This window comes from Treponema brennaborense DSM 12168 (genome assembly GCF_000212415.1).
GTDB classification, from domain to species: domain Bacteria; phylum Spirochaetota; class Spirochaetia; order Treponematales; family Treponemataceae; genus Treponema_F; species Treponema_F brennaborense.
This window is the reverse complement of record NC_015500.1, coordinates 673,212-685,962: the sequence shown is the minus strand read 5'-3', so window position 1 is coordinate 685,962 and position 12,751 is coordinate 673,212. Positions and strand designations below refer to the sequence as shown.

General features: G+C 55.6%; 9 protein-coding genes. 5 read left to right on the top strand and 4 right to left on the bottom strand.

Annotated features, from left to right (window positions below):
* Window positions 1-124 precede the first annotated feature (124 nt).
* The gene (locus TREBR_RS02820; protein ID WP_013757715.1) at window positions 125-2,032 is read left to right on the top strand and encodes a clostripain-related cysteine peptidase; all 1,908 of its coding nucleotides are present in this window, start codon (window positions 125-127) and stop codon (window positions 2,030-2,032) included.
* A 106-nt stretch (window positions 2,033-2,138) separates the two neighbouring features.
* Here the strand turns inward: TREBR_RS02820 and TREBR_RS02815 are convergent, their stop codons facing one another.
* The 4 genes from TREBR_RS02815 to TREBR_RS02800 all read right to left on the bottom strand — a co-directional run bounded on the left by TREBR_RS02815 (window position 2,139) and on the right by TREBR_RS02800 (window position 8,378).
* Window positions 2,139-4,187: an ABC-F family ATP-binding cassette domain-containing protein gene (locus TREBR_RS02815; RefSeq protein WP_013757714.1), complete on the bottom strand. Its 2,049-nt coding sequence runs from the start codon at window positions 4,185-4,187 to the stop codon at window positions 2,139-2,141.
* An 8-nt stretch (window positions 4,188-4,195) separates the two neighbouring features.
* Window positions 4,196-5,500 (bottom strand): SH3 domain-containing protein, encoded by a 1,305-nt coding sequence (locus TREBR_RS02810; RefSeq protein WP_013757713.1) that lies wholly within the window; start codon window positions 5,498-5,500, stop codon window positions 4,196-4,198.
* An 86-nt stretch (window positions 5,501-5,586) separates the two neighbouring features.
* On the bottom strand, window positions 5,587-6,657 hold the full coding sequence (locus TREBR_RS02805) for an MraY family glycosyltransferase (RefSeq protein ID WP_013757712.1): 1,071 nt from the start codon (window positions 6,655-6,657) through the stop codon (window positions 5,587-5,589).
* An 11-nt stretch (window positions 6,658-6,668) separates the two neighbouring features.
* On the bottom strand, window positions 6,669-8,378 hold the full coding sequence (locus TREBR_RS02800) for a bifunctional phosphoribosylaminoimidazolecarboxamide formyltransferase/inosine monophosphate cyclohydrolase (RefSeq protein WP_013757711.1): 1,710 nt from the start codon (window positions 8,376-8,378) through the stop codon (window positions 6,669-6,671).
* Between the two features lie 200 nt (window positions 8,379-8,578).
* Between TREBR_RS02800 and TREBR_RS02795 the strand changes: the two genes are divergently transcribed.
* The 4 genes from TREBR_RS02795 to TREBR_RS02780 are packed head-to-tail and all read left to right on the top strand — an operon-like array spanning window position 8,579 to window position 12,603.
* Window positions 8,579-9,433 carry an SAM hydrolase/SAM-dependent halogenase family protein gene (locus tag TREBR_RS02795; protein ID WP_013757710.1) on the top strand — a complete coding sequence of 285 codons (855 nt, stop codon included), beginning with the start codon at window positions 8,579-8,581 and terminating at the stop codon, window positions 9,431-9,433.
* A 47-nt stretch (window positions 9,434-9,480) separates the two neighbouring features.
* The gene (locus TREBR_RS02790) at window positions 9,481-10,029 is read left to right on the top strand and encodes an ECF-type riboflavin transporter substrate-binding protein (protein ID WP_013757709.1); all 549 of its coding nucleotides are present in this window, start codon (window positions 9,481-9,483) and stop codon (window positions 10,027-10,029) included.
* Window positions 10,030-10,061: 32 nt separating this feature from the next.
* Complete coding sequence (locus tag TREBR_RS02785; RefSeq protein WP_013757708.1) at window positions 10,062-11,774, top strand: ABC transporter ATP-binding protein; 1,713 nt, start codon at window positions 10,062-10,064, stop codon at window positions 11,772-11,774.
* Window positions 11,764-12,603: an energy-coupling factor transporter transmembrane component T family protein gene (locus TREBR_RS02780; RefSeq protein WP_013757707.1), complete on the top strand. Its 840-nt coding sequence runs from the start codon at window positions 11,764-11,766 to the stop codon at window positions 12,601-12,603. The genes TREBR_RS02785 and TREBR_RS02780 overlap by 11 nt, the downstream gene beginning before the upstream one ends.
* Window positions 12,604-12,751: the final 148 nt, after the last annotated feature.

The window sequence follows — 12,751 nt, the reverse complement described above, 5'->3', positions numbered from 1 at the left end:
AAGTACATCCGAGCCGCAGCCAAACCGTATCCGAACCGCAGCCATGTGTATTGACAAAAAAGCTTTTCATAAATTAGACTTACGCACGCATACCGGGACATCCCGGCGGCAGCAAGGAATGAATATGAAAAACAACGTAAAACTCGGTACGGGTTTATACGCAGCGGTCATCGTTTTATCGATACTGACCGGCTGCGTTTCAAGCCGGCAGCCTGCGGAACGTTTTCCGGATAAAGCGGGATCGTTCACCTTGATGATACTGATGAACGGTTCGGATCTTGAAAGCGAAAACGGATTCGCGACCGACGATCTGCACGAACTGATGGCGTGCGGATTCAATCCCGACAAACTGAAAGTTTTCGTGTTAACGTGCGGAACGACGCAATGGCAGAACGACCGCGTTCCGGCGGACGTTCCCGTGATATGGCGATTATACGGCAGCGGGCTTGAAGAGCTGAGCCGATACCCTGAACCGATCAGCGTCGGGAACCCGCAGTTATTGAGTTCTTTCGTAAATTTCTGTTACGAAACCGCACCCGCGTCCCGATACGGACTGATATTCTGGAATCACGGCGGCGGACCGGTACTCGGATTCGGTTCGGATCAGCATTTCGATGACGAAGCGCTGCCGCTGCCCGCGCTGGCGCTGGCGCTGAACGATACGCCCGCGGCGCGCGCACCGCTTGCGTTCATCGGGTTCGACGCGTGTCTCATGGGAAGTATTGAAACCGCGCTGCTGCTGAGCGATTACGCCGAATACATGATTGCGAGCGAAGAATTGGAACCGGGAAGCGGCTGGGATTACCGTGTGTTCAAAACGCTTTCTGACAAGCCGGCGCTTCCGATTTCCCGATTCGGCAAAAAACTGGTCGACTCGTTCATACGGGGAAACGCGCCGTCGGAAGACATCCCGACCGGCGACTCGGCGACGCTTTCGGTCGTCGATTTGCGGAAAATAAAAAAACTTGCCGATGCCGTCGACGACGCGGCGCGCAGTCTGCTGCCGGTAACCGAAAACACGTATCCGGCACTTGCACGCGCCCGCTATCAGTCGTTCGGTTTCGGAAAAGGCGGACCGCAGGAAAGCGATGCGGATCTGATCGATATAGAGCGGTTTGCTCAGCAGCTTGCGGAAATAACGCCGCAGTACACACAGGCGATCGGCGCCGCGCTCAATGAAACGGTTGCCTACGCGAATGCAACTGATAATTTGAAATCGCAAGCCGCGGGGCTGTCCGTATATTTTCCGTTTTCGGGAAAAGAGTACGTTTCGGAATATCTCGAAATATACCGGAGTCTCGGCGTACTGCCGCACTATACCGCTTTTATAGAAGCGTTTGCCGGCGTGCTTACCGGAGAGCCGCTGCACGCCGTAGAATTTTTCTTTCGGCAGGATGAAGACTTGCGTATCGGCATTGAACCGCAGGCGCTGGACTATATCACGCAGCTCGATTTTGAATTGTGGCAGCAGATGGAAGAATCGGACGTTCCCGATACGTACTGGTACGTACAGCTTGCGCAGCTGCCGGCAACGTCGGTAGACGAAGACGGGATCATCGAGGAACCGTTCACCGGTACTTGGATCACGTTTGAAGATCGAGTCGTTTGCCTGTACAGTTTGGATGAAACGGACGCCGAAACCCGATATGCGATTCCCGCGCTGCTCGACGAGGAAGAAGTGATGATTATCGCCGCATACAATAAAAGATTTCCGGAAGGCATCGTCGTCGGAGCCGTACCGGTGGATCAGGATCCGTTTGCAATGCCCGCAAGGGAGATGCTGCCGCTGCGCAGCGGAGACACGATACAGCTTTTATATCGGGCGATACTCATGCCGGAAGACGACCGGGAACTTACGCAGGAAGAACTTGAAAGCGAACAGTGGTATGAAAGCGAACCGTTCACCGTTACCGGAAAACCGCTGTTGGGAACGGCGCAGGCGGAGGACGGTACGTACCGGTACTGCTTTACCGCGACCGATTTGCAGCAGAACACGTATTATTCGGATTTTATAGCGCTCACGCTCGATTAGAAAAACAAACGCCGATGCCGAACGGCGGAACCGGTGCATAACGGCGATCGTCAGCCGCTACCGCAGATTGTCAGCAGCTACTGCAGATTGCCAGCCGCTACCGCCGTTACGCCAGCTGGGCGGAAACGGCTTCCCAGGCGGCGCTGAGTTCTTCAATACGGTGCCCGGCGTTTTCTATCAGCTGCTGAACGGCACGGCACTCCGCCGCGTCGCTGTATACGGCAGGCTCGGCAAGGCGCGCTTCAAGCGCCGCTTTATCTTCTTCCGCAGCGGCAATTTCTTCCATAAGACGTTCCTCTTCGCGCTCAAGACGACGGCGTTCGTTTTTGAGCCGTTTCTGTTCTTCATACCGCTGCGCACCCGACGATTCGTTTGAACGGGACGCCGCGTCGCCGATTGAAGCGCCGGCGATTGAAGTGCTGCCGCTTGAAGACGCGGCGGCGGAACCGGTAAGCGCCGAACCTCGCACAGAAACTCCCGCAGAACCGGCCCCGCATCCGCCTGCGCCCGGTACGGCTCCCGCCGCTTCGGCTGCGAGCCTGTCCAAATAGTACGCGTACGAACCGGGAAACACGCGGTAGCGCGGCGGCGCACCGTTTACCGGCGGCGTCAGTTCGAGCACCCGCGTCGCGAGCGACTCGATAAATCCGCGGTCGTGAGAAACGAACACGACCGTTCCCCCGAAATCCTTGAGTGCTCCGAGCAATACGTCTTTTGAATGCAGATCCAAATGGTTCGTCGGTTCGTCGAGAATCAGCAGATTGACCGGCCTGAGCAGCAGCCGCAGCAGCGCCAGACGGCTTTTTTCACCGCCGGACAGGACGTTCAGCGACTTAAAAACATCATCTCCGCGGAACAGAAACGCGCCCAGCATGTCGCGGAGCTTCGGAATCAATTCGAGCGGCGCGTCCTGCTCGATGTAGTCGAGCACCGACTGCGCGCCGGTGATCGTTTCGGCGCTGTCCTGTGAAAAGTACCCGACGGCGACGCCCGCGCCGGTTTTGACCGTCCCGGCAAAAGAGGCATCCTGCGCAGCCAAAATCCGCAGCAGTGTCGATTTACCCGACCCGTTGCGCCCGGCGACTACGAGCCGCTCTCCGTTTTCCACCACCAGATCCAGATTTTCTATAACGCGGCGCACGCCGTCGTACGACTTGCCTATCTGTTCCAGCGTCAGCACCAAACGCCCCGAATGCGGCGCCGGAGGAAACGAAAACCGGATTTTCTTCAGGGATTCGGGTATTTCTATTTTCTGCGCGAGCACCTTGTCCAGCATTTTCTGCCGTTCCTGCGCCTGAGCGGCCTTCGTCGCCTTCGCACCGAAGCGGCGGATAAAATCTTCCAGTTTACGGATTTCTTCCTGCTGCTGATTATAGTTCGCAATCAGCGATTCGAGTTCGACCTGCCGCACCTGTTCGTAATGCGTATAATTGCCCGGATACCGATGCAGATCGCCGTTGAACAGTTCGTATACTTCCGTGATCGTAACGTCCAGAAAATACCGGTCGTGACTTACCAAAAGGAATCCGCCTTTAAAATTGAGCAGAAACTGTTCGAGCCAATTGCGCGCTTCAAGATCGAGATAGTTCGTCGGTTCGTCGAGCAGCAGGATATCCGGCCCCTGCATCAGCGCTTTTGCGAGGGCGACGCGCATCTGCCATCCGCCGGAAAATTCTTCCACCTGCCGATCCAGATCGCTCGCGGAAAATCCCAAACCGAGCAGCACTTGTTCGGCGAACGCTTCGCGCCGATACCAGCCGGATTCTTCCAATTTGGTTGAAATCTCGTGATGCCGTTCAAGCAGCGGCGCCGGATTCGCCGGATTCGCCTGAAGCGCGTCGCCGACCGCTTCAAGCTCGCGCTGCAGCGCGTAACCGTATTCGAACGCGCGATCGGCTTCTTCACGCAGAGAACATCCCGAATGCACGATGCCGGACTGCGGCAGATACGCAACGCGGGCGTCTTTCTGCGCGATACGTTCACCGCTGTCGGGCAAAATGAGGCCGGCCATTATTTTCATCAGCGTCGACTTGCCCGACCCGTTCGCACCGGTCAGCGCGGCTTTACTCCCCGCCGCAAGATTTACCGAAACTTTTTTAAGAATATCGCGGTCGCCGAACGCGAGCGATACTTTTGAAAATTGAACGAAAGCCATTGCGTTTCCTATTTTGCAAAAAACATGACGACGGGATTTGAACTGCGCTCCATCACGGTGTTGCTCCGGATCAGCGCCGTCGCCGCATCTTCAAGCCGCAAACCGTCTTCTTCTATTTTATACAGGAAACGCACCGGTTCGGAAACGTTGTCGAATTTAAAAGAAAGCACTCCGTCGTACGAAAGAGACAGCGCGTTTGACAGGAAACAGTCGAACTCGACCGTTCCCCTTCCGAGCGCCGACTTGGGAATCACCGCCGGCTGCAGCAGCTTATAACCGCTCCAGGTAAACGCATTGGCCCCGGTCAGCTCCAGCGTACCGTAGTTTGAACTCGAAAAACGCGGTCCGAACGCTTCCAGCTGGTCGTAAGCGTGCTGCCGCCGCTCCTGTTCACCGGAAAGGATTTCTTCGATCGGTTCGCTGATCGTTACGAAATTGTACGCCGTCGGCATACCTTTTTCGTTCGTATAATGCACGACGATGTACGTTTCGCTGCGCACCGTAATCGAAATCGGCGTATCCTTGAACTGATACGTGTTGGATCCGGTTTTTTCAACGCCGGTATACGGGTACACCAGCATCAAATCGGGTACGCGCAGTTCAACTTGTCCGGAGAGTCCCGGATCGAAGCGGTACGACGCCTTCATGCGGGTTAAATCGATTTTATTCGATTTTATCATCGAAGCGTACGAATCAGGATACCAAATCTGCGACACGACTCCGTCGAGCACCGAATCTTCAAGCTTTTCAGCCGCAGCGACGTTCTGCTCCGGTACGTCGGACATGCGGATGTCGAACAACCGCAGATTGTAGGAAAAACACCATCCCTGCGTTCCGTCCGAAGTGAGTACGCGAAGCCAATCGCCGGCCATTGAATTCGCCCCGGACATGACGGCGGCGCCCTGCCCCTTATACAATACTTTGATAACTTCGTTTTTTCGCAGACGGTATATCTGCCGCGACGTGTTGACCGGTTCGTACCGGATGGGAAGCCCGTCGAGTACGACGCGCGCATACTGATGGCGGTATTCTTCGTACCGCGCCGCACGTTTCGCCGTTTTGCCTTTCGAGGCAGGCTCCGTTATCTGCCACAGCGGCACTTCCAGTTTTTCCTTCGTACCGGGAATGCCGATAACATATACCTGTGAAATATTCGATTTAATATACACCGGCACGATGTCGCCGTCGCTCAAATTCTTTTCCGGAACAGACCACAGCAGCACGCCGTACCCGAGCTGTTTGGAACAACCCGTTACGCATAAAACCGTCAGGACAATACATATGTTTACGATACAAAAAATCCGTTTACCCATGAAATGCAGAATACCATAAAGACGCACCGGTGTAAACGGTGCGGCCGGTTTTATCGGACTTTACGGTTTTATCGGACTTTACGGTTTTATCGGACTTTGAAGAATACCCCGACGAAGGCAATCGTTATCAGCACCTGCATGATCATGAATTTCACGAGCACCTGCGTAGGCGACCAATGATGGTTGTGGCGCATGTGATCGTGCAGCGGAAAACGAATCGTCTGAAAAATCCGGATTCTGAAAAAGCGCATCAGGAAAATTTTCATCAGCCCCATCCCGCCGTTTACGAATATAATGGAAGACGTCGCCAGTATCAGAAAAGGATTTCCCGAAACCATCACGCATACGCCGATGTAAAAACCGAGCGCCCGGCTTCCGGCGTCTCCCATCAGAACGGAACTGGGAAACGCGTTGTGCCACAGATATCCCATAAGCACGCCCGCAAGCGCAAACGTCATCACCGCCCAAATGGCGCCGTCCGCCAGATGCGGCACCAAAAGATACGCGGATATTTCTTTGTGTCCCAATATGAAATAAAAAATGACGCCCATTGTAATCAGCGCGATCAGCACGAGCGTTCCCGAAAGACCGTCCACCCCGTCCGTGCAGTTCGTCGTATTGATGGACATCCACAGCAAAACGGTGGAAACCGCAATGTAAACCCACGGCGCGACTATGACGTTCCGGGAAATAAACGGCAGCCAAAAATGCAGCCGGCCGTCCGCACTGCCGCGGCTGATAAACAGATACAGCATCACCGACGCGGCGACGCAGATCGCCAGATCCAGCGCGCCTTTCAGATATTCGCCCCAACTCGTAACGCTGCGGTCGTCCAAAAAACCCGTCAGCATCGTAAACCACGTCAGAACGAGCATACACAGCTGCAGCGGATCAAGCGGCGCAACCAGAACGCAGATAAGGACGAAAAACGTTACGAAAACGGATCCCGCACCCGTCGGTTTCCCTTTAGCCGCGTCCGCGGTAAGCGTAAACTCCCGGCCGCGGTCGTGCGGCAAAAAACGGTACAATTTCGGCAGCAGCAGCGCCGTTGCCAAAAAACCGAAATAGAGGGAAACCACGATAAGCACCGCGTGCGACTGCAGCAGTCGCGCCGGGCCGAAAAACGGCATTAACCATGAAGCCAGATGATACAGCACGGGACAGCCTCTTAATGTTTGAAGTGACGTATTCCGGTAAAGACCATCGAAATACCGTGTTTATTGCAGGCGTCGATCGATTCCTGATCACGGATCGAACCGCCGGGCTGAACGATCGCCTTGATTCCGTATTCCGCGGCTTTTTCCACGCAGTCGGCGAACGGAAAGAACGCGTCGCTTATCAGGACTTCCGCGGCGGAAGTTCCGGCGGCGTCGGTCAGCGCTTTTGCGCGAGAGAGCGCCTGCTCGGCAGCCCAGATGCGGTTCGTCTGACCGCAGCCGATGCCGATCGCCATTTTATCTTTAACGACCAGAATCGCGTTCGATTTTGCAAACATCGCGACCGTCATGCCGAACGCCATTTCGTCTATTTGCCGCTGAACGGGTTTCGCTTTCGTCACGATATCCCATTTGCCGAACAGTTCGTTGTCGCGGTTCTGGACGAGCAGGCCGCCGTCCACCGCCATGCAGTCCCATTTTTCATCCGCGGGAACGCGGGCGACGACGACGCGGACGTTCTTTTTCGCACTGAAAACGGTGAGCGCTTCGTCCGTAAAACCGGGCGCGACGATAACTTCAAGAAAGCATTTTACCATTTCTTCCGCAGCCGATTTATCGATCACCGCGCTGCAGCCGACGATTCCGCCGTAAATGGAAACGGGATCGCAATCGTACGTTTTCTTATACGATTCGAGCGCAGTCGCACCGAGCGCCGCGCCGCACGGCGTGTTGTGTTTGAGCGCGACGGTGAACACCGAAGCCGACGCGGCGGCAAACGTCGCCGTTACCGCAGTCCCCGCGGGCGAAGCCTTGTTTCCCGCGGCGTCCTTTCCGCAGACAGCTCCGTCGAACGAAGAATAGTCCGTACCGCTCACGCTCCGCGCGTTTTTTGCAAACCGATTGAACGCGGACACGGCTTTCCAGGCAACGTCCAGATCGCGGATATTATTGTAGGAAAGTTCTTTTCCCTGTAATTGCTCCATGCCGCCGAACGCGCCTTTTTTGTCTGCGGTAAGATACAGCGCCGCTTCCTGATGCGCGTTTTCACCGTATCGCAGCGTCTGCGCCTTGACCAGCGGCATATCGTAATACGCGGGCAGTTCGGAAGAAAACGTCTCGGCGCCGCCGGCATCCGTAATATCGTCGAGACCGTTCAGCATAAAACGTGAAACGGCCGCGTCGTACGCACTTGTCAGATTGAACACTTTTCCGGCAAGACGGCGATGCAGCACCGCGTCTTTTTTGCCGGCTTCGATTTCGGCCATCGCGTTCGCGTAATCGGCCGGATCGGTAAGCACCAGCACGTCCTGCCAGTTTTTCGCCGCGGCACGGATCATCGTCGGCCCGCCGATATCGATAAATTCAACCGTTTCATCGAACGGCAGCCCCGCCTGTACTTTTTCAAAAAACGGATACAAGTTTACGCAGACAAGATCGATCGGTTCAACGCCGAGTTCGGCAACGGCTTTCATATGCGCCGGATTGTCACGGATCGCCAGAATGCCCGCGTGAATCTTCGGATGCAGCGTTTTTACGCGGCCGTCGAGGCATTCGGGAAATCCGGTTACGGCGCTCACGTCGGTAACGGGAACGCCGTTCTGCGTCAGATACTTCGCCGTTCCGCCGGTCGAAAGGATTTCCCAGTTCTGACTGTGCAGAAACTGCGCCAACGCAAGCACGCCGTCTTTAACAAATACGCTGATAAGAGCACGTTTTTTCATGAAGAGAACCTCGATACTGCAAGAAATTTTGCTGCCGAACGCCCCGCCTGCACCTGAAACGTAAGCGGACGCGATGTAACGCGTTATTATACACTATTTACGGAAGGTTTGTACAGGCGCCGGTAAAACGCGTATATTGACAAGATGAAAAAACATATTGATAATAAACCGGTACGGCGAGAGTTTAACGGGAGGCACGAATGAAACCTCTGATTTTGCAAACGGATTTCGGGTACGCGGACGGCGCGGTTTCGGCGATGTACGGTGTCGCCGCGTGCGTCAGCGATGAACTGCGCGTGTTCGATCTGACGCACGACATACCGCAATACGACATTTGGGAAGCGAGCTACCGCCTGATTCAAACCGTTTCTTATTGGCCGGAAGGCAGCGTGTTCGTGAGCGTCGTGGATCCCGGAGTCGGCAGCACCAGACGGAGCATCGTCGTGCGCACCGCGAACAATCAATACATAGTAACGCCGGACAACGGCACGCTTACCCACGTTCGGCGGATGATCGGCATTACCGACGCGCGCGTTATAGACGAAACGGCAAACCGGCTTCCCGGCAGCGGTGAAAGCTATACGTTTCACGGCCGCGACATTTACGCATATACGGGCGCGCGGCTCGCCGCCGGCGTCATTTCATTTGAACAGGTGGGCCCCGCCGTTCCGGCTGACAGCATAAACGAACTGCCGGTCGTGGAAGCGATTGCGGAAAGCGATCACATCACCGGTACGATCGACGTGCTCGACGTACGGTTCGGCAGTTTATGGACGAACATTCCGCGCGCCCTGTTTTTGAAACTCGGCGTCGCGCACGGACAGCGTGCCGAAATTTCCATCGCAAACGAAACGCGCACGCTGTATAAAAACATCGTCGTATACGCCAAAAGTTTCGCGGACGTCTACGTCGGCGAACCGCTTTTATACGTCAACAGTTTGGACAACATGGCGCTCGCCATCAATCAGGGAAGTTTTGCAAAAGCGTACAACATCGGCACGGGCATAACCTGGAAACTGTCGATCCGTAAAGCACCGAAAGTGATTTACGAATGACGGACCGGGAATGAATACGGTTCTTTGATCCTGAGGAGGAAATCTGTATGGGAAAAATGTCTATCAAGACGGTCGTCGCGGTCGGTATCGGAGCGGCGTTGTTTTTCGTGTTGGGACGCTTCGTAGCGATTCCGAGCGGCATTCCGAACACTAATATTTCGTTGCAGTACGCGGTGCTCGGTCTGTTCGCCGTATTGTACGGACCGATCGCCGGCGGACTGATAGGACTTATCGGTCACACGCTGATCGATTTGTCTTGGGGCGGCAGTCCCTGGTGGAGCTGGGTCGCCGCGTCGGCACTTGTCGGCGTCATCGTCGGCCTGCTCACCAAACGGATACAGCTGAGTGAAGGCGTGTTCGGTAAAAAAGGCGCCGTAACGTACGTACTGGCGACACTCGCAGCCATGATCGTCTGCTGGATCGGCGTTGCGCCGGTACTCGACGTCATCATTTACGCGGAGCCGGCGAACAAAGTGTTCGCACAGGGAACGATGGCCTGCATCGCGAACTTTCTCACTGCGGCGATCGTCGGCGGATTACTGCTGCTCGCCTACAGCAAAACGATCGCAAAAAGCGGTTCGCTGAAAAAAGACTGAACCGGCAGGTTCTGCAACCACGGAGACACGCGATGACACCGGTGATTTCTTTTCGGAATTACAGCTTCCAATACAGAGCCCAATCGGAGCCGACGCTCGTCGATATCGATTTGGATATATTTCCGGGAGAAAAGGTTCTCATCGCGGGTCCGAGCGGCAGCGGCAAAAGCACGCTCGCCAGCTGCATCAACGGACTGGTGCCGTTCAGTTTTACCGGAAAAAGCAGCGGCACGTTGCTGGTCGACGGTATGGAACCGGAAAACGAAAGCATCTTTGCGCTCAGCAAAAGCGTGGGTACGGTGCTGCAGGATCCCGACGGGCAGTTTATCGGATTGACCGTCGCTGAAGATATTGCGTTTTCACTGGAAAACGATTGCGTGCCGCAGGACGCGATGCGAAAAACGGTTCTGCAGGCGGCGCAGCTGGTCGATATTCAAAGTCATCTCGACTTTGCGCCGCACGCCCTTTCAGGCGGGCAAAAACAGCGCGTCAGCCTTGCAGGCGTTATGGTCGACGACGTAAAAATACTGCTGTTCGACGAGCCGCTGGCAAATCTGGACCCGGCCGCCGGGAAACAGACAATAGAACTGATCGATTCCATTCACGAAAAAACGGGAGCCACCGTAGTTATCATAGAACACCGGCTTGAAGACGTCCTGCATCGGGACGTAGACCGGATCATTTTAATGAACGACGGCCGGATAGTCGCCGACATGAGTCCCGACGAACTGCTCGGCACGACGCTGCTCGCGCAGACGGGCATCCGCGAACCGCTGTATCTGACCGCCCTGCGCTACGCGGGAGTCGAGATCACTTCCCAAAAAAAACCGCAACATTTGGAATCAATGCTGCTCGACGCGGCGGATACGGAAAAAGTCCGCGCATGGTACGAATCGGTACCGCCCGCGCCGATTCCGCCCGACCGGCCGGAACTGCTGAAGTTGGACCGCGTCTGCTTCGGATACACCGCGCACCGTCCGGCGGTACGGGACGTGTCGCTCATCGTTACGAAAGGCGAAATGACCGCAGTCGTCGGCCGAAACGGCGCGGGAAAAAGCACGCTGTGCAAACTGATCTGCGGATTTGAAACGCCCGACTCCGGCGGCATCAGCCTATACGGCAGAGATCTGCGCGGCGACACTATCCGCGAACGGGCGCGGCACATCGGCTACGTTATGCAGAACCCGAACCAGATGATAAGCAAAGCGATGATCTTCGACGAAGTGGCGCTCGGCCTTGCGAACAGCGGTCTTTGCGAAGCGGAAATACGCACGCGCGTGGAAGAAACGCTGCGCGTCTGCGCGCTGTATCCGTTCCGGAACTGGCCGATCAGCGCGCTCAGCTTCGGGCAGAAAAAACGGGTTACCATTGCGAGCGTCCTCGTCATGAATCCCGAAATCATCATTCTGGACGAACCGACGGCCGGACAGGATTTCAGGCATTACACGGAATTTATGGAATTCCTTCGCAGCGTGAACGAACGCGGCGTTACGGTGCTGCTGATCACGCACGACATGCATTTGATGCTCGAATACACGCAGCGTGCCGTCGTATTCAACGACGGCGTTCAAGTCGGCGACAAGTCGGCTGCCCGCGTTCTGTGCGATCTGCCGCTGGTGGAACAGGCTGCGCTTAAAGTAACCAGCTTGTTTACGCTCGCCTCGCGCTGCGGGATAACGCCGCCGGAAGCGTTCGTTCAGCGTTTTATCGATTACGACCGGGAGGTACGAAGCCGTGGCGTCTAAACCGAATCCGGTCATGTCTTTCATTCCGAAAAACAGCGTTATCCATTCGCTTACCGGAACGACCAAATTGGTGTTTTTTCTTCTATTTACATTCGCCAGTATGCTGACTTACGACACGCGCGTTCTTGCCGGATTGCTCGTCGTCAGTTTTTCCCTTTTTTCCGTAAGTAAAATCAGCTTCCGTGAAGTCAGATTCGTCTTTTGGTTTATGCTGATATTTTTATTGCTCAACAACGCGTTCATTTTTCTGTTCGCACCCGATCAGGGAACCGAAATTTACGGCACCAGACACGTGTTGTTTCACATCGCGTGGCGATACGATGTTACCGCCGAACAACTGTTTTATCATTTTAACATTTCACTGAAATATTTCGTCGCGCTGCCGGTGGCGCTGCTGTTCATTTGCACGACCAATCCGAGCGAATTCGCGTCCAGCCTGAACGGCGTCAGCGTCAGCTACCGCATAGGATACGCGGTAGCCATCGCGCTGCGTTATATTCCCGATATTCAGCGCGACTACCGCAACATAAGCCAAGCGCAGCAGGCGCGCGGCGTCGAATTGGGCAAAAAAGTCAAACTGCATGCCCGCGTCAAAAACTCCGTCGCCATTCTGCTGCCGCTTATCCTGTCGAGCATTTCACGAACGGAAACCATCGCGAACGCGATGGAACTGCGCGGGTTCGGCAAAAAAAACAAGCGCACCTGGTACGTGCGCCGACCGTTCGCCCGAAACGATTACGCTGCGATCGGATTCGGCGTGCTGCTTTTGGCGGCGAGTCTGATCATTACGTTTCACGACGGGTCGCGGTTTTGGAATCCGTTCGCCTGAGCGGCGGGAAACCGGCGGCGGTTACCACCGGCAGCAGCGCCCACGGCGGCAGCAGCGGCAGCAGCGGCGGTTACCACCGGCAGCGGTTACGCAGCGCCCACGGCAGCAGCGGCAGCGCCCGCGATAGCGGCGAACGGCGGCATTAAAA